Source organism: Rhodococcus sp. ACS1, assembly GCF_002300155.1.
GTDB classification, from domain to species: Bacteria; Actinomycetota; Actinomycetes; order Mycobacteriales; family Mycobacteriaceae; genus Rhodococcus_F; species Rhodococcus_F koreensis.
This window is the reverse complement of record NZ_NSDZ01000001.1, coordinates 1,189,025-1,206,009: the sequence shown is the minus strand read 5'-3', so window position 1 is coordinate 1,206,009 and position 16,985 is coordinate 1,189,025. Positions and strand designations below refer to the sequence as shown.

The window sequence follows — 16,985 nt, the reverse complement described above, 5'->3', positions numbered from 1 at the left end:
GGTGCTATTCGGTGCCCGGTCCGACGTTGCGGCTGTTGCGGGTACGCAGGTCGCGCACGTAGTCGGCGGGGGCCCCGGCGATCTCCGCGGCGTCGGCCATCACCCCGAGGTAGCGGGCCGACGGCAGGCCGCCCTCGTACGCGTCGAGCACGTACAACCAGGCGAGTTCCGGTTCGCCGACGGTGTCCACGCGGACGCGGATCTTGCGGTGGATGCCGAGTTCGGAGCCCTCCCATCGGTCGAGGCTGACCTCGTCCTCCTCGGGGACGTCGTACAGCACGACGAACACCTTGGAATCGGGGTCCTCGACCACGGTGGCGAGTGCGCCCTCCCAGCCGATGTCCCCGCCACTGAACGTCAGTCGCCAGCCGTGCAGCCAGCCCGTCCCCGCCATCGGCGAATGAGGGCAGCGCTGCAACATCTGCTCGGGATGCATGTTGGACCCGTAGGCGGCATAGATCGACACGGCGGCAAGCCTAAACGGTGGCTAGTAATCTGTTGCATGCAGTGCACGACACGACGCGCTGCGATCGTAGGAAAAGCTGGCCGGAGACCCCGGTCGACAGGTGAATTGGAGGACAGATGACCCGAATCGTGATCATTGGTGGCGGGCCTGCCGGATACGAGGCAGCGTTGGTGGCCGCACAGCACGGCGCCTCCGTCTCCTTGATCGATTCGGACGGGGTGGGCGGCGCCTGCGTTCTGTTCGACTGCGTGCCGTCCAAGACCTTCATCGCCTCCACCGGAGTGCGCACCGACATGCGGCGCGCCACCGACCTGGGGATTGCGCTCGATCCCGAGCAGGCCACGGTCGCCCTGCCGAAGATCCACGCCCGTGTGAAGAGCCTCGCCCAGGCGCAGTCCTCCGACATCCGCACGCGGCTGCAGACCGTGGGTGTCGAACTGCTGTCGGGCACCGCCGAGCTCACCGACCAGCGGCTCGGCATGGCGTCGCATCAGGTGTGTGCGACCCTTGAGAACGGCGAGAAGAAGACGCTCGACGCCGACGTCGTCCTCATTGCCACAGGCGCGAGCCCCCGGGTGATCCCCGGGGCGGAGCCGGACGGCGAGCGGATCCTGACGTGGCGCGACCTCTACGACCTCGACGAGCTGCCCACGCACCTCGTCGTCGTCGGTTCCGGTGTGACCGGTGCCGAGTTCGTGTCCGCCTACACCGAGATGGGTGTCAAGGTCACCCTGGTGTCCAGCCGCGACCGCGTCCTGCCCGGTGAGGACGCCGACGCCGCCCTCGTTCTCGAGGACGTCCTCGCCGAACGCGGCGTCACCCTCGTCAAGCACGCCAGGGCCGACGCCGTCAAGCGCACCGAGGACGGCATCGTCGTCGTCCTCGCGGACGGCCGCACCGTCGAGGGCAGCCACGCCCTGATGACCGTCGGTTCGGTGCCCAACACGCAGGGCCTCGGGCTGGAGAAGGTCGGCATCGAGCTCGACAAGGGCGGATACCTGCGCGTGGACCGGGTGTCGCGGACGCCGGTGTCCGGGATCTACGCCGCGGGTGACTGCACCGGCCTGCTGCCGCTGGCGTCGGTCGCCGCCATGCAGGGCCGCATCGCGATGTACCACGCGCTCGGTGAGGGCGTCAGCCCCATCAAGCTGAAGACGGTGGCGTCGGCCGTGTTCACCCGCCCCGAGATCGCCACCGTCGGCGTCAGCCAGGCCGCGATCGACGACGGCGAGGTCCCGGCCCGCACCGTCATGCTCCCGCTCAACACCAACCCGCGCGCGAAGATGTCCGGGCTGCGCCGCGGTTTCGTGAAGATCTTCTGCCGTCCGGCCACCGGTGTGGTGATCGGCGGCGTGGTGGTGGCCCCCAACGGGTCGGAGCTGATCCTGCCCATCGCGATCGCCGTCCAGAACAACCTCACCGTCAATGATCTCGCCGCGACGTTCTCGGTGTACCCGTCGCTGACGGGGTCGATCACCGAGGCGGCTCGCCAGCTGATGCGGCACGACGACCTGGACTGATCCCGAAATGTGAGAATCGCATTTCACATAGTGGCTCCCGCGGTGAGATAGTCGAGGCACGGTCCGAAATCATCGGCCGTGCCTCGGCGCTCTCCCGCCCCGCAGACCCAGGACGGACAGGGTGTTCCTCACCTGATCTCCGCTTTGACGTGCCTCCTGGGAGTCGACATGCCGCAATCACTTGCCCGCCGCATGGAGGGGCTGCACAGCTCCGCCATCCGTGACCTTCTCACCCTCACCGCCCGGCCCGACGTGGTCAGTCTCGCGGGCGGGCTGCCGGATCCCGAATTCATTCCGCGGGAACGGATCCGGAAGGAAGCCGAACTCGCGCTCGCGGATCCGGCGTCCGTCCAGTACGGCGAGACCACCGGGCTGCGCAAGCTCCGCGACGTGCTCGCCGCCCGCGAGGGCGCGAAGATCGGCCGGCCGCTCGACGCCGCAGACGTCGTCGTCACGCACGGCTCGCAGCAGGCGCTGAGCCTGCTCGCACAGGTGCTGCTCGACCCCGGCGACGTCGTGATCGTCGAGGAACCCGCATACACCGGAGCGCTGCAGGTGTTCCGTGCCGCGGAGGCCGACGTCCGGTCCGTCCCACTCGACGCCGACGGCATCGACACCGCCGCCCTGCAGGGCATGCTCGAGACCGGACTGCGGCCCACGGTCGTCCACACGGTGAGCAATTTCCACAACCCGCGCGGCGTCGTCCTGGCGGCCGGTCGCCGGGAACACCTCGCCGCACTGGCCGATCGCTTCGGCTTCTGGGTGATCGAGGACGACCCGTACGGCGAACTCTTCTTCGACGGGCCGCCGCCCGCGCCCGTCGCGGCGCTGTCGGACCGGGTGATCCGGTTGTCGAGCGCCTCGAAGATCCTGGCACCCGCGCTGCGGGTCGGATGGCTGCACGGCGACCGGCGGGTGTGCGAGGCCGTCGAACTGCTCAAGCAGGGTGCGGACCTCTGCGGTTCGTCACTGACCCACCAGATCGCCGCCGGACTGCTGTCGGACGAGTCGTGGCTGGACCTGCACCTGGAGATGCTGCGCGCCCGCTACGGATCCCGGGCCCGGGCACTCGCCGACGGTGTCGCCTCGACGTTCGGCGACCGCGCCGGCGTATCCTCGGCCGTGGGCGGAATGTTCTGCTGGACCGAGTTCACAAGCGCCGACGTCGACACGGCGGCGCTGCTGCAGACCGCCGTCGAGCACGGCGTGGCCTTCGTCCCCGGATCGGCGTTCGGCGTCGCCGCGGAGCACCGGAGCGCTCTGCGGCTGTGCTTCGCGACCTGTTCGGAAGACGTGCTGACGGGTGCGGCGGCGAGGCTCGGCGACGCGTACGCCGATCACGCCCAGTCGTAGGTCCGCTCGACCGCCTTGTTCCACTCGGCGTACAGCCGGGTGCACTCGGCCTCGTCCATCCCGGGCTCCCAGGTCTTGTCGACGGCCCAGTTCGCGCGGATGTCGTCCTCGCTCTCCCAGAAGCCGACGGCCAGGCCCGCGGCGTACGCGGCGCCCAGCGCCGTCGTCTCGTTGACGACGGGCCGGATGACGGGCACCGCGAGGATGTCGGACTGGAACTGCATGAGCGTCTCGTTGACGACCATGCCGCCATCCACCTTGAGCGAGGCGAGTTCGACGCCCGAATCGGCGCGCATTGCCTCGATCACCTCACGGGTCTGATACGCGGTGGCCTCGAGGGCGGCCCTGGCGAGGTGGCCCTTGTTCACGAACCGGGTGAGCCCGACGATCGCCCCGCGGGCGTCGGGCCGCCAGCGGGGGGCGAACAACCCGGAGAACGCGGGCACGAAGTAGGCGCCGCCGTTGTCGTCGACGGACTTCGCCAGATCCTCGATGTCCTTGGCCGAACTGATGATTCCCAGGTTGTCGCGCAGCCACTGCACCAGCGAACCGGTGACGGCCACGGACCCCTCGAGCGCGTAGACGGCAGGTGCGTCGCCGATCTTGTAGCAGACGGTGGTGAGAAGGCCGTGCTTGCTGTGCACGGGTGTGGTTCCCGTGTTGAGCAGCAGGAAGTTCCCGGTCCCGTACGTGTTCTTCGCTTCGCCTTCGGACAGGCAGGCCTGCCCGAACGTCGCGGCCTGCTGATCGCCGAGGATCCCCGCGACGGGCACTCCCGGCAGCGTTCCCCGTTCGCGTCCGACGCCGTAGATCTCTGACGAGCTGCGGATCTCCGGCAGCATCGACATCGGGATGCCGAAATCGGCGCAGATCTCCGGATCCCAGTCGAGGGTCTCGAGATTCATCAACAGAGTGCGGGACGCGTTGGTGACATCCGTCACGTGGGTGCCCTCGGTGATGTGCCACAGAATCCAGCTGTCGATCGTGCCGAAGCAGAGCTCACCCGCCTCCGCCCTCTCGCGGGCGCCGTCGACGTTGTCGAGAATCCAGCGGACCTTCGGCCCCGAGAAATACGTGGACAGCGGTAGACCGGTGCGCTTCTGGTAGCGGCCCGGGCCCTCGTCGCCGCCGAGCTGCGTGCACAGCTCGTCGGTGCGCGTGTCCTGCCAGACGATGGCGTTGTACACGGGTTCTCCGGTGTTCCGGTCCCACACGACCGCCGTCTCGCGCTGATTGGTGATGCCGATCGCGGCGATGTCGCGTTTGGTGAGGTCGGCCTTCGCGAGCGCGGACGCCACCACCTCGCGGGTGTTGATCCACAGCTGCTGCGGGTCGTGCTCCACCCAGCCTGCGCGCGGAAAGAACTGCTCGTGTTCCTTCTGGGCGACGCTCACCACGGCGCCGTCGTGATCGAAGATCATGCAGCGGCTGGAGGTGGTGCCCTGGTCTATCGCGGCGATGTACTGAATCACACGCATGAAGCTACTAGCCTGGGCATGAATCCGTCGTCATCTCACAGGAGCCCGAGTTGAGTAGTCAGCCTGGTGTGCAGTTCCTCGGTCCCCGGCAGCGCGATGCCGCCTGGGACGAGCTGCAGACCGAACAGTTCGACGTCGTCGTGATCGGCGGTGGTGTGGTCGGTGCCGGTGCGGCCCTGGACGCGGCCACCCGCGGGCTGAAGGTGGCGTTGGTGGAGGCGCGCGACTACGCGTCCGGAACGTCGAGTCGCTCGTCGAAGATGTTCCACGGCGGGCTGCGCTATCTCGAGCAGCTCGAGTTCGGACTGGTCCGGGAGGCGCTCCGGGAGCGTGAGCTGTCGCTGACCACCCTCGCGCCGCACCTGGTGAAGCCGCTCAAGTTCCTGTTCCCGATCACCCACAGGCTGTGGGAGCGGCCCTACATGGCGGCAGGCATCTTCCTCTACGACCGGATGGGCGGCGCCAAATCGGTTCCACCGCAGAAGCATCTGACCCGCGCGGGTGCGCTGCGGATGGCGCCCGGGCTCAAGCGCAACTCGCTGTCCGGCGGCATCCAGTACTACGACACCGTCGTCGACGACGCCCGGCACACCATGACCGTCGCCCGCACCGCCGCCCACTACGGTGCGGTCGTGCGGACGTCGACGCAGGTGGTCGGTTTCCTGCGGGAGGCGGACCGGGTGTCCGGGGTGCGCATCCGGGACTGCGAGGACGGGCGCACCGCCGACGTGAAGGCGCACGTCGTCATCAACGCGACCGGGGTGTGGACCGACGAGATCCAGGCGCTGTCGCGGCAACGCGGCCGGTTCCGCGTCCGCGCGTCCAAGGGCGTCCACATCGTGGTGCCCCGCGACCGGATCGTCAGCGACGCCGCGATCATCCTCCGCACCGAGAAGTCGGTGCTGTTCGTCATCCCGTGGGGCAGTCACTGGATCATCGGCACCACCGACACGGACTGGAACCTCGACCTCGCGCATCCGGCGGCCACCAAGGCCGACATCGACTACATCCTCGGTCACGTCAACAAGGTGCTGGTGACGTCGCTGACCCACGACGACATCGACGGTGTCTATGCCGGTCTGCGTCCGCTGCTCGCCGGGGAGAGCGACGAGACGTCGAAGCTGTCGCGCGAGCACGCCGTCGCGCGCGTGGCACCGGGCCTCGTCGCCATCGCGGGCGGCAAGTACACCACCTACCGTGTGATGGCCGAGGACGCCGTGGATCTCGCGGCCGAGGACATTCCGGCGCGGATGGCGCCGTCCATCACCGAGAAGGTGCCGCTCGTGGGTGCGGACGGGTACTTCGCGCTGGTCAACCAGACCGTGCACCTCGGCCAGCTGTACGGGCTGCACCCGTATCGGGTGAAGCACCTGCTGGACCGTTACGGCTCGCTGATCGGCGAGGTGCTCGACCTGGCGTCCGAGAAGCCGGAACTTCTCCAGCCCCTCACCGACGCGCCCGCCTACCTGCAGGTCGAGGTCGTGTACGCGGCGGCGGCGGAGGGTGCGCTGCATCTCGACGACATCCTCGCCCGGCGCACCCGCATCGCGATCGAGTACTCGCATCGGGGTGTGAACTGCGCCGAGCAGGTGGCGCAACTGGTGGCTCCGGTCCTCGGCTGGGACGCCGACGACATCGACCGCGAGGTGAAGACGTACCAGGCGCGGGTGGAGGCGGAGGTGCAGTCGCAGGCGCAGCCGGACGACCTGTCCGCCGACGCGTTGCGGGCGGCAGCACCGGAATCGCGGGTCGAACTGCTCGAACCGCCGGTCAGTGTGTCAGAAATACCTTGATCACCACGACGGCCGCTGCGACGGCGGCGAGGCCGATCGCCGCCCAGTGGGTGCCGGACGTGACCTTCTCGCGGCGGAGATGGCTGATCACGTAACTGATCGACGCGATCCGGGTGATCATCACCAGCTCGGCGATCAACTGCGCCGTCCTCGGCTCGAGCCAGCCGATCAGCGCGGTGCACAGGATGATGCTGGGGACGACGGCCGACGTGAGGATGGGCAGGCTGTCGCGGAGTTCGCCGCTGCGTTCGGCTCGGGTGAGGGTGCGGTCGAGACGCAGTGTCTGGCCGACGGACTCGGCGAATATGTGCGCGAGGAAGGTGGACAGAGCGGCTCCGACGACGATCGCGATGCCGACGGTTTCCTGCGCCTTGGTGACGGGGATCAGCGCCGCGAGGACGAGGATGTTGCCGTAGATGTAGGCGCTGATGCGCCGGGCGACACGCTCGGTGTCGATCGGGGCGTCGGTTAGCTGCGCGGGGCGGTTGAAGAGCTTCGGAAGGTCCCACTCCATGGCCCCGAGCATTCCACGCGCACGCGGTCAGCGAGTGTGGACGAGCGATTTCGGTGCGTGTGCGGCGACGACCCCGGAGAGCGCCATGACGACGAGGGCTGAAACAGCGATGAATTCCATGTGATTCAGCGTCGTCCCGGAACCCGTGAGCAGTGTGGGCGTTGTCTGTGAGCTCGCTGGGAACTCAGTCTTTCGGGCTGTAGTGCTGGGGGTCGTCGCGCCGGTCGACCGGGGGAAGATTGCGCCGCGGGGTGTGGACGAGCGGCGCGTGCGTGGGGGCGCGTCCGGTCTCGCGGTCCCAGCCGGCGCGGGCACGCGGGTGGTACCGGTACCGCCAGGGGACGAGGCGGAAGACGGCGCTCACGGCGCGGCCGACGAGAGTGTGCAGGCGCTCGTCGCGTGTGGTCCAGCGGTAGCCGAGGAGGTCGCGGACCGATGGGTCGTACATGCCGACCGTCAGCCACACGAAGCCTTTCGCCACCGGGATGCGGAGGATCGCCCACACCGGGCCGGGCAGCCACGACAGGAACGGGGGAGCGCCGAGCCCGGACAGGTCGAGGACGTCGCGGGTGGCCTTGTTGTCCTCGAGCACGTTGCGGCACATGTGATCCCAGTACTCACAAAACGCCTCCCACGTCTCCGGGACGGGGCGCATGCTCATCCCGTACAGGCGGTACCACTGAATGTGCTCGGTGAAGAGGCGGCGCTTCTGGTCTTCGGTGAGGCCACCCATGAAATTGTCGCCGGTGAGGATGGTGCCCATGAAGAACGTGGCGTGCGCCCAGTAGAACGTGTCGGGGTCGAGGGCGTGGTACCTGCGGCCGTGTTTGTCGATTCCCTTGATGTTGTCGTGGTATCCCCGGACCTGCTCCGCGGTCTGCTGGGCGCGGTCGCCGTCGAAGACGACGCCGCCGATCGGGTACAGCGACCGGTAGAGCCGCTCCCACCGCTCGTCGAAGAAGCGGGAGTGTTCCTCGACGCCGGCGCCGAGACCGGGGTGCATGTTCTGCATCGACCCGGCCCACACGCCCTGCAGCATTCCGCGCCAGTCGCCGAAATACTTCCAGGTCAGCGAATCGGGGCCGAGGGGAACGGGAGCGGAGGCCGGGACGGGCGTACCGTCCGCGTTCAAGTGACTACGCACGTTGTCAGACTAGGATCTGACAACACGTGTAGTCAAGGATTGGGGCGAGAAGAGTGACGCTGGAGGACCGGCGGGAAGCACGTCGGAATTCGCTGCTGCGGGCGGGCGTCGCCCTGCTCGGTGCGGCGGACGGGCCCGCCGTGAACGTGCGCGCCGTCTGCCGTGCGGCATCGCTGACCGAACGGTACTTCTACGAGTCGTTCCGGGACCGGGACGAATTCGTGCGCGCGGTCTACACCGCGGTGGGAGACGAGGCGCAGGCCGCGCTCGTGGCGGCGGTGGCGTCCACCGAGACCGCACGCGAGCGCGCCGAGGCGGCCGTGGACGCGTTCGTGAAGCTGATGGTCGACGATCCCGCCATGGGCCGCGTCCTGCTGCTGGCGCCCTTGTCCGAACCCGCGCTGAGCAGGCGGGGCATCGACCTGATGCCCGGCTTCGTCGGACTCGTGCACGACCAGCTCTCCGCCGTCGACGACGAGGTGACGAAGCAACTCGTCGCCGTCGGAGTGGTGGGCGCCCTCACGACCCTGTTCATCGGATATCTCGACGGAACTGTTGCCGCGTCGCGCGAGCAATTCGTCGCGCATTGCGTCACTCTGGTGGTGGAGGCAAACAAGGCCGGCCACGAGTGAGGTGCGCATGCCGTTCCAGGTGTCCGTGGACGATCCGACTCGCCCGCAACCCGAACTCCGGGTACTCGACCGCAAGTTCTTCCAACTCGTCGGCGAATTCGTCTACGTCCACGGCGACACGGTGGTGACGGTGCCCGGCTGCGCCCCGATGCCGTGCCTGCTCCGCACGGATCTCGCGTCGATCCCCGCGCCGCTGCAGGGTCTGCTCACGCCGTACGGCCGGCAACTGCTTCCCGCGATCATGCACGACGACCTCTGCAAACGTGCGAGCGCGCTGGGGCAGGAGGGAAACACGCTGCGACGCCACGCGGACGAACTGTTCCGGCTCGCCCTGCTCGACGAAGGCGTCGGACCGTTCCGCAGCCGCATCTTCTGGGTCGGCGTCGAGGTCGGCCGGTTCTGGACGTTCACCGACGTCGTCCGGTTCCTGCTGATCACCCACCAGGTGCTCGGGATGCTGTGCTGGGTGGTGGGCGTGCCGTGGGCCGTGGCGACCTCGCATTTAGGCCTGGCCGCCCTCCTGCTCGCGGTGCCGGTGCTGCTATCGCTGTTGTGGCGCAGAGACTTTCCCGTCGCCCTGCTGGGCTGCATCCTGCTGCCCCTGATCGCGCCCACGTATCTGCTGACGATCGGCACAGCCGCGGTGCTGTGGGTGCCGGACGGTGCCGCCTGGCTGCTCGGCCGCAGGCGCACGCGCCGACCCCCGCCGCTCGGGCCGCCGACGACGGTCCTCCGCTAAACCACTTTTGGCGGTTGGCAGTACGTGCAGAAGAAGATCTCCTGGCGGCCGAGGTCGTGGCCTTCGATCACCGTCCCGCAGCGGCGGCACCGTTGTCCGGCCCGCCCGTACACCCACGGCCGGTGACGGATCGAGTTGTTCTTGTCGGCGTGAATCATGCGATGCGCGAGCGTGACCATTGCGGGCAGGTCGGTCACCTCGGCCGCCGGAGTGTACGGGTGGACGCCGCGGAGGAAGCAGACTTCGTTGCGGTACACGTTGCCGAGACCGGCCAGATTGCGTTGATCGGTGAGGGCGAGACCGATGGGCTGCTCGCCGGCCGCCCGCAGATTGCGGACCGCCGTGCCTGCATCCCAGTCCGGCCCCAGCAGGTCGGGGCCGAGGTGGCCGACCGCGAACTCCTCGTCGTCACGCTGGAGGATCTCGGTGATGCCCAGCGAGAACCCGACCGCCACCCGGTCCTCGGTGGCCAGCACGATGCGCGCCTGGTGCGCCGGACGCCGCCACCTCGAGTCCGGCGCGTAGATGTGCCACGCACCCTCCATCTTCAGGTGCGTGTGGATGGAGTGGTCGCCGACCCGGATGAGGAGGTGCTTTCCCCGGCTGACCACCTCGTCGACGAGCTGGCCGGACAGGTCGACGGTGGCGTACCGCGGGACCCGCACGTCGCACCGGGTCAGCACCTTGCCTTCGAGGGCGTCGCGCAGCGAGTTGGCGGTGCGCCAGACGGTGTCGCCTTCGGGCATGTCAGGCTCGCAACCGGAAACCGCGTGGAGTGGGCGAGAACCCGGCCTCGGTCAGGATCGGTGCGAAGTCGCTGCCGTGGATGGTGTCGCCGTCCACCTTCTCGACCACGATCCTGTCGATCCCACCGCGCTTGACGACCCCGGCGAGCGTGACGGCCGCGGTGCGGAGCACACCCGGGTCGTCGGTGAACGTGAGGACGGTGCGTCCGCCGCGTTCGACGAACAGGGTCAGCTCGCCCTCCACCAGCACCACCAGTCCGCCGGCCTTGCGTCCGGGCCGGTGCGCGGGCGCGTCGTCGCCGCGCCGCGGCCACGGCAGGGCCGCACCGTACGGGTTGGCGGGATCGCTGGCGGCGAGCGTCACGGCAGGCAGTGTGGTGTGCCTGCCCTCGAGCGAATCGCCGTAGCTCCGGAGCCGGTCCACCACGGGGGGAGTGGAGAACTGGGCACCGCCGAGCGACTCGACGAAGTGTCCCCGCCGGCAGCGGCCGTTGTCCTCGAACGTGCCCAGCACCTTGTACATCAGCGCGAAGCCGCCCGGAACGTTCTCGGTCATCACGGACCCGCGGGTCACCACCCCGTACCGCTCCAGCAGCAGTTCGGCGGTGGCGCTGGCCCGCAGCGTGGCATCGGATTCGGCGGCGGGGAGAATCGACCACCGTCCCCCGGCCGTGGGCGGTGCGGTGCGCACCGGGACCGTCAGACTGCGATACGCCCGGGCGCGCGGGGGACGTCGTGGCGACCGGTGGCTCGTGGTGGTCCTGGACGTGTCCGACAGCAGGGCGCGCACCGGAGCAAGGGTGTCGTTGCCGATGTGGCCCAGCCACACCAGATCCCACAAAGCGGTGGCCAGCGTGCTGTCGTCGGACATCTCGAGGGTGTCCGCAAGTTGCCGGAAGAAGAACGCGCCGCCGCCGGACAGCGTGTCGAGCACCCGGCGCTGCACGTCGGACAGGTCCGATTCCGCGGGCGTGGTCAGCGTGAGCGGTGCGGCGTCGGCGGGGTGGAGGCACACCCACCCGTCCTTCCCGGAGATGCTGCCCGCCCCCGACCACAACACCTCACCGGTGGACGTGAGTTCGTCGAGCATGGCGGGGGAGTAGTCGGCCACCCGCGACGGCAGGATCAGTGATTCGAGTGCCGACGCGGGAACCGGAACGCCGGCAAGCTGTTCCACGACGGTCGCGACGCCGTCGATACCGCGCAGTGTGCCCCCGACGTGCTGCCAGGCCGGGAGGAAGCGGCCGAGCGTCGCCGTGCTGACCGGCTCGACCTCCTGACGCGCCGCAGCCAGCGAGCGCCTGCGCAGACGTCGCAGGACCTCGGCATCGCACCATTCGCTGCCCGTCGCGCCGGGGCGGAACTCGCCCTCGACCACCCGCTTGCCCTGTGCGAGCCGCTGCAGGACGTCGCGGGCCACCGCCGAACCGAGACCGAAACGGGCCGCGGCGTCGGTGATCGTGAACGGGCCGTGGGTGCGGGCGTACCGGCTGATCAGATCGGCGAGCGGATCGTCGACGGGTTCGATGAACGCGGCGGGAACCCCGATGGGCAGCGGCACCCCGAGCCCGTCGCGCAGACGTGCCGCATCCTCGATGGCCGTCCACCATTCGCGACCGGCGAAGGACACGCTGAGCGCCCGCTTCGCACGCACGAGTTCGTCGAGCCAGGGGGCCGGATCGGCGGTCGACCGTGCGGCGACCTCGTCGGAGGTCAGCGGCCCCAGGAGACGCAGCAGGTCGGCGACGCCCTCGAGGTCCTTCGCCTTGCGGTCGGGGAGCAGTCGCTGGAGTTCGAGTTCGGCGCGGGCGATGACGTCGGCGTCGAGCAGTTCGCGCAGTTCCACCCGGCCGAGCAGTTCCGCCAGCAGCGTCGAGTCCAGGGACAGCGCAGCGGCCCGGCGTTCGGCGAGCGGGCTGTCGCCCTCGTACATGAACTCGCCGACGTAGTTGAACAGCAGGGCGCCGGCGAACGGTGACGGCGACTGCGTCTCCACCTCGACGATCCGGATCTGGCGACGCGCCAGCCGGCGGAGCAGGTCCTTCAGGGCCGGTAGGTCGTACACGTCCTGCAGGCACTCGCGGACGGTCTCGAGCAGGATCGGGAACGTCGGATACCGGCGGGCCACATCGAGCAACTGGGCGGACCGCTGCCGCTGCTGCCACAGCGGTGCGCGCTTTCCCGGGGTTCGTCGGGGCAGCAGCAGCGCCCGGGCCGCGCACTCACGGAACCGGGACGCGAACAGCGCCGACCCGCCGACCTGTTCGGTGACGATGTCCTCGATCTCGTCGGTGTCGAAGACGAAGAGGTCGGCGCCGGGCGGGGTGTCCTCGGTGTCGGGAAGGCGCACGATGATGCCGTCGTCGGACGCCGTCGCGTTCGAGTCGAGGCCGTAACGCTCGCTCAGCCGGGCACTCACGGCCAGCGCCCACGGAGCGTGAACGCGCTGGCCGTACGGCGAATGCAGGATCAGCCGCCAGTCGCCGAGTTCGTCGCGGAACCGTTCGACCACCAGGGTGCGGTCGGTGGGGACCTGCCCGGTGGCTGTCTTCTGCTCGGTGACGAGTTGCACGAGATTGTTCGTGGCGTTCTCGTCGAGCCCACCGGTCCGGCAGCGCTCCTGCACCTCGGTCTCGTGCCCGAGCGAGATCTCCCGCAGGAACTGTCCCAGCGCCTCGCCCAGCTCCGCAGGCCTGCCCAGACCGTCGCCGTGCCAGAACGGCAGCCGACCCGGCTGGCCGTAGGCGGGACTGACCAGCACCCGGTCGAACGTGATCTCCTCGATCCGCCAACTGGTGGCACCGAGCGCGAAGACGTCACCGACCCGCGACTCGTACACCATCTCCTCGTCGAGTTCGCCGACCCGGGACGCCTTCTCACCGACCATGTAGACGGTGAACAGACCGCGGTCGGGGATGGCGCCGCCCGACGTGACCGCCAGCCGCTGCGCGCCGGGGCGTCCGGTGAGCGTGTTGGCCTCGCGGTCCCAGACGAGGCGGGGCCGGAGTTCGGCGAACTCGTCGGACGGGTAGAGGCCCGCGAGAAGGTCGAGGGTGGACTCGTACGCCGAGCGCGGCAGCGTCGCGAAGGAACCGCTGCGCCGTACCGTCTCGAACCAGTCGTCCACGTCGAGCGGTTCGAGCGCGGTGGCCGCCACTGTGTGCTGGGCGAGGATGTCGAGCGGGTTGGCGGGAACGGCGAGCGCCTCGATCTTGCCGGTGACCATCCGCTCGACGGTGACGGCGCAGTGCACGAGATCGGTGCGGTGCTTCGGGAACACCACACCCCGGGAGATCTCCCCGACCTGGTGTCCGGCGCGGCCGACGCGCTGCAGACCGTTCGCCACGGACGGGGGCGCCTCCACCTGGATCACCAGATCGACGGCGCCCATGTCGATTCCGAGTTCGAGGCTGCTCGTCGCGACCACGCACCGCAGCCGCCCCGACTTCAGGTCGTCCTCGATCAGGGCCCGCTGGTCCTTGCTGACCGACCCGTGGTGGGCGCGGGCGAGCAGCGGGTCCGCACCGAAGTTGACCTCGGACGGGGTGCCGATCTGCGAGGCCGGTTTCGGGTTCTTGTCGACCGCTGTCCCGGCGCGTTCGGCGTAGATCTCGTTGAGTCGTGCGGTCAGGCGCTCGGCGAGCCGCCGCGAGTTCGCGAACACGATGGACGACCGGTGCGCCAGGACGAGATCGACGATCTGTTCCTCCACGTGCGGCCAGATCGACCCCGCCTGCGGGGTCGCCGAGGCCGAACCTTCGGCGGGCTCGGCGAGACCGAGTTCGGTCATGTCTTCCACCGGAACCTGCACGGTGAGGTCGAACGTCTTCGGCGACGGCGGTGCCACGATACGGATGGGCGCCGAGCCGGACAGGAACCGGCCCACCTCCTCGTGTGGCCGCACCGTCGCCGACAGCCCGATGCGCTGCGCCGGGGTGTCGAGAAGCCGGTCGAGGCGTTCGAGCGACAACGCCAGGTGCGCGCCGCGCTTCGTGCCGGCCACCGCGTGCACCTCGTCGACGATGACCGTGTCGACCTGCGTCAGCGTCTCGCGCGCGGCGGACGTCAGCATGAGGAACAGCGACTCGGGGGTGGTGATGAGGATGTCAGGCGGATTCTTGATCAGCGCGCGCCGGTCGCCGGCCGGTGTGTCGCCGGAGCGGACACCCACCGAGATCTCCGGCGGCGTGAGACCGAGCCGCTTGGCCGTCTGCGTTATCCCGACGAGCGGGGCCCGCAGGTTGCGCTCGACGTCGACACCGAGCGCCTTGAGCGGGGAGATGTAGAGGACCTTGGTCTTGCGGTCCTTCCCGTCCGTTGCGGCGAGTTGGTCGAGGGACCACAGGAACGCGGACAGCGTCTTGCCCGAACCGGTCGGGGCGACGACCAGCGTGTGCGCTCGGCTGGCGATCGACTCCCACGCACCGAGCTGCGCGGCCGTCGGCGCGGGAAACGCGCCGCCGAACCACTCGCGGGTGGCAGCGGTGAACCTGCCCAGGACGTCGGTCACCGTTCCATACTGCACCGGGGGTCCGACAGGCGGCGGGCACATGCTGTGCGGTCTCCCTGCGGTCCGCTGAATGTGTCGGTGGGGCACAGTATGATTCGAACATGAGTTCGACCGGGGGGCGGCAGATCAGGTGACGGAACACCTGACTGCGCTGGCTGCTGCCGTCACGGGATTGCTCGACGTGGACCTCACGGGTGTGTCGGATTCCGACGTGATGCTGACGATGCAGCAACTCGAGACTTCCCTCCGCCGCGCAGGCGCGGTCTCGCAGCGGCTGATCGTCGAGAGTGTCGAACACTCGCTGCCCGCGACGCTCGGCTACAACTCACCGAACAAGCTGCTGGTCGACGTGCTGCGCGTGTCGGCGTCGGACGCGTCGGCCCGGGTGTCGGCTGCCCGCAACCTCGGCGCCTGGCACACGCTGTCGGGCGACGACCTGCCGGCGGCACTTCCGGAAACGGCGGTCGCGCAACGCGACGGTGCCATCGGCTCCGATCACGCCCGGGCAGTCTCGAAGATCATGCGCAAGATCCCGCACGCCGTGTCGAACGCGGACGTCGCCGCAGCCGAAGCGATCCTGGCCGGGTGCGCGCGTGGCGGCACCCCGGAAGACGTCGAGAGTGCCGGTCACCGACTGCTCGCCTACCTCGATCCCGACGGTCGTCTCACGGACGATCGCGATCGGGCGGGCCGACGCGGCATCTCCCTCGGTCGTCAGGACACCGAACTGATGTCGAAGATCTCCGGCGAACTCGACCCCACCGCGCGCGCCCTCCTCGACCCGATCCTCGCGAAGTGGGCCCGCCCCGGCATGAACAATCCGGACGACCCGGAGTCACCACGCGGCGACGCCGAGGATCCGCTCATCGATCGTGAAGCGCTGGTCGCGGCGGCGGCGCGGGACACGCGCACCGCGGCGCAGCGGAACCATGACGCCCTGAGTGCGATGTTCAGGGTCGTGCTCGAATCTCGGATCCTGGGTCCGCACCGGGGTCTGCCCGTCACGGCGATCATCATCATGACGCTCGATCAACTCGAGAAGGCTGCGGGCGGAATGGCGACCACGGCGACGGGAGGTCTCCTTCCCCTCGACGACGCGCTGAAACTTGCTGAAAACGCCCACCCGGTGCTCGTCCTGTTCGACCATGACGGCAGGCCCCTGCATCTCGGACGGCTCCGACGGGTGGCCAGCGCGGACCAACGCCTCGCTCTCATTGCCGCCGAAGGTGGATGCACACGAGCGGGCTACGCGGGACGCACCGAATGGATACCGCCACCGCACATCGACCCGGAGGGGAAACCGCGAATCAATCACCGGCACCACACCGGTGAGCAGATCGATCGTGCTCGCCGGAGGCTCCGTGACCGGGTGCGCGCCGAGGACCGAGGGCCCTAGCCCAGGCCTGTGTTCACACCGTCGCGAGATCCGCGGCGGGTACTGCTGCCGGCGCGAACGACGGCAATGGCACCTCGACCGTCGACGGCTCGTGCTCGGACAGCGCCACATACGCGCCGACGGCGAGTAGCGCCACCGCAACGACGCGGATCATCCTGAACACGTTGTCTCGCTTCGGTCGAAGGGCGGTGCGCCACGGGTGGAGCCGTCAGACAGTAGACGACGGCACCGACAGGCACGCACGCGAAGCTCCGGCGACCGCGAACACGATGCCCGTGCACGGGATCCCGCCCGGCCAGGACCGTCAGAGGGGAGCGAGGCGGGCCCGGAGCAGGCAGAATTCGTTGCCTTCGGGATCGGCGAGGACGTGCCAGGGCTCTTCCCCGGTCTGGCCGATGTCGGCGGGGCGGGCGCCGAGTTTCAGGAGGCGTTCGAGTTCGGCGTCCTGATCGCGGTCGGTGGCGTTGACGTCGATGTGCAGCCGGGGTTTCCCGGGCTCCGGTACGTCGCGGCGGCTGAGGATGATCGTCGGCTGCGGGCCGCCGAACCCTTCGCGTGGCCCGATCTCGATGCTTCCGTCGCCCTCGCGGTCGAGCACCACGAAGTCCAGGACCTCGCACCAGAACCGGGCCAGCACCTCGGGGTCGCGGCAACCGAGCACGAGTTCACTGATGCGGCATGCCATGGACGAAAC

The 16,985-nt window shown here is 69.2% G+C and carries 14 protein-coding genes; 6 read left to right on the top strand and 8 right to left on the bottom strand.

The features are described from left to right. Positions 1-4: 4 nt before the first annotated feature. Positions 5-466: a gamma-glutamylcyclotransferase gene (locus tag CJ179_RS05780; protein ID WP_015890025.1), complete on the bottom strand. Its 462-nt coding sequence runs from the start codon at positions 464-466 to the stop codon at positions 5-7. Between the two features lie 116 nt (positions 467-582). Here CJ179_RS05780 and CJ179_RS05775 point away from each other — a divergent pair, with 116 nt between their 5' ends. Next, positions 583-1,986, top strand: a complete 1,404-nt coding sequence (locus CJ179_RS05775; protein WP_072949022.1) for an NAD(P)H-quinone dehydrogenase — start codon at positions 583-585, stop codon at positions 1,984-1,986. 168 nt (positions 1,987-2,154) lie between these two features. Continuing rightward, the gene (locus CJ179_RS05770) at positions 2,155-3,339 is read left to right on the top strand and encodes a PLP-dependent aminotransferase family protein (RefSeq protein WP_072949024.1); all 1,185 of its coding nucleotides are present in this window, start codon (positions 2,155-2,157) and stop codon (positions 3,337-3,339) included. On the opposite strand, the gene glpK is transcribed toward CJ179_RS05770, so the two are convergent. Beyond that, complete coding sequence (gene glpK / locus CJ179_RS05765; protein WP_072949026.1) at positions 3,324-4,817, bottom strand: glycerol kinase GlpK; 1,494 nt, start codon at positions 4,815-4,817, stop codon at positions 3,324-3,326. The two genes, CJ179_RS05770 and glpK, sit on opposite strands and share 16 nt — an antisense overlap. 50 nt (positions 4,818-4,867) lie before the next feature. Between glpK and glpD the strand changes: the two genes are divergently transcribed. Continuing rightward, entirely contained in the window at positions 4,868-6,610 is a 1,743-nt protein-coding gene (gene glpD, locus CJ179_RS05760) for a glycerol-3-phosphate dehydrogenase (RefSeq protein WP_072949028.1), read from the top strand. On the opposite strand, the gene CJ179_RS05755 is transcribed toward glpD, so the two are convergent. Both CJ179_RS05755 and CJ179_RS05750 read right to left on the bottom strand, forming a co-directional pair. Then, complete coding sequence (locus CJ179_RS05755) at positions 6,588-7,124, bottom strand: hypothetical protein (RefSeq protein WP_095860872.1); 537 nt, start codon at positions 7,122-7,124, stop codon at positions 6,588-6,590. The two genes, glpD and CJ179_RS05755, sit on opposite strands and share 23 nt — an antisense overlap. Positions 7,125-7,308: 184 nt before the next feature. After that, a complete protein-coding gene (locus tag CJ179_RS05750) occupies positions 7,309-8,268 on the bottom strand; it encodes an oxygenase MpaB family protein (RefSeq protein ID WP_072949032.1) in 960 nt (319 codons plus the stop codon). Positions 8,269-8,321: 53 nt separating this feature from the next. Between CJ179_RS05750 and CJ179_RS05745 the strand changes: the two genes are divergently transcribed. Both CJ179_RS05745 and CJ179_RS05740 read left to right on the top strand, forming a co-directional pair. After that, the gene (locus CJ179_RS05745) at positions 8,322-8,900 is read left to right on the top strand and encodes a TetR/AcrR family transcriptional regulator (RefSeq protein ID WP_072949034.1); all 579 of its coding nucleotides are present in this window, start codon (positions 8,322-8,324) and stop codon (positions 8,898-8,900) included. 7 nt (positions 8,901-8,907) lie between these two features. Then, positions 8,908-9,639, top strand: a complete 732-nt coding sequence (locus CJ179_RS05740) for a DUF1353 domain-containing protein (RefSeq protein WP_072949036.1) — start codon at positions 8,908-8,910, stop codon at positions 9,637-9,639. Here the strand turns inward: CJ179_RS05740 and CJ179_RS05735 are convergent. Together CJ179_RS05735 and CJ179_RS05730 are read right to left on the bottom strand one after the other, a co-directional pair. Continuing rightward, positions 9,636-10,385, bottom strand: a complete 750-nt coding sequence (locus CJ179_RS05735; protein ID WP_095860871.1) for a DNA-formamidopyrimidine glycosylase family protein — start codon at positions 10,383-10,385, stop codon at positions 9,636-9,638. The genes CJ179_RS05740 and CJ179_RS05735 overlap by 4 nt on opposite strands. 1 nt (position 10,386) lies before the next feature. Continuing rightward, positions 10,387-14,895, bottom strand: coding sequence for an ATP-dependent helicase (locus tag CJ179_RS05730; protein ID WP_206015215.1), 4,509 nt, complete (start codon positions 14,893-14,895; stop codon positions 10,387-10,389). A gap of 130 nt (positions 14,896-15,025) precedes the next feature. Between CJ179_RS05730 and CJ179_RS05725 the strand changes: the two genes are divergently transcribed. Next, positions 15,026-16,291 carry a DUF222 domain-containing protein gene (locus CJ179_RS05725; protein WP_206015216.1) on the top strand — a complete coding sequence of 422 codons (1,266 nt, stop codon included), beginning with the start codon at positions 15,026-15,028 and terminating at the stop codon, positions 16,289-16,291. Positions 16,292-16,304: 13 nt separating this feature from the next. On the opposite strand, the gene CJ179_RS51290 is transcribed toward CJ179_RS05725, so the two are convergent. Both CJ179_RS51290 and CJ179_RS05720 read right to left on the bottom strand, forming a co-directional pair. After that, entirely contained in the window at positions 16,305-16,445 is a 141-nt protein-coding gene (locus CJ179_RS51290) for a hypothetical protein (protein WP_167372161.1), read from the bottom strand. 150 nt (positions 16,446-16,595) lie between these two features. Beyond that, on the bottom strand, positions 16,596-16,976 hold the full coding sequence (locus tag CJ179_RS05720) for a VOC family protein (RefSeq protein ID WP_072949041.1): 381 nt from the start codon (positions 16,974-16,976) through the stop codon (positions 16,596-16,598). Between the last annotated feature and the right edge of the window lie 9 nt (positions 16,977-16,985).

What these genes read in the sequence shown, in the direction of transcription:
- CJ179_RS05775 (WP_072949022.1), top strand. Translation starts at nt 583, where the DNA reads ATGACCCGAATCGTGATCATTGGTGGCGGGCCTGCCGGATACGAGGCA.
- CJ179_RS05770 (WP_072949024.1), top strand. Translation starts at nt 2,155, where the DNA reads ATGCCGCAATCACTTGCCCGCCGCATGGAGGGGCTGCACAGCTCCGCC.
- glpK (WP_072949026.1), bottom strand. Translation starts at nt 4,817, where the DNA reads ATGCGTGTGATTCAGTACATCGCCGCGATAGACCAGGGCACCACCTCC.
- CJ179_RS05755 (WP_095860872.1), bottom strand. Translation starts at nt 7,124, where the DNA reads ATGGAGTGGGACCTTCCGAAGCTCTTCAACCGCCCCGCGCAGCTAACC.
- CJ179_RS05740 (WP_072949036.1), top strand. Translation starts at nt 8,908, where the DNA reads ATGCCGTTCCAGGTGTCCGTGGACGATCCGACTCGCCCGCAACCCGAA.
- CJ179_RS05735 (WP_095860871.1), bottom strand. Translation starts at nt 10,385, where the DNA reads ATGCCCGAAGGCGACACCGTCTGGCGCACCGCCAACTCGCTGCGCGAC.
- CJ179_RS51290 (WP_167372161.1), bottom strand. Translation starts at nt 16,445, where the DNA reads ATGATCCGCGTCGTTGCGGTGGCGCTACTCGCCGTCGGCGCGTATGTG.
- CJ179_RS05720 (WP_072949041.1), bottom strand. Translation starts at nt 16,976, where the DNA reads ATGGCATGCCGCATCAGTGAACTCGTGCTCGGTTGCCGCGACCCCGAG.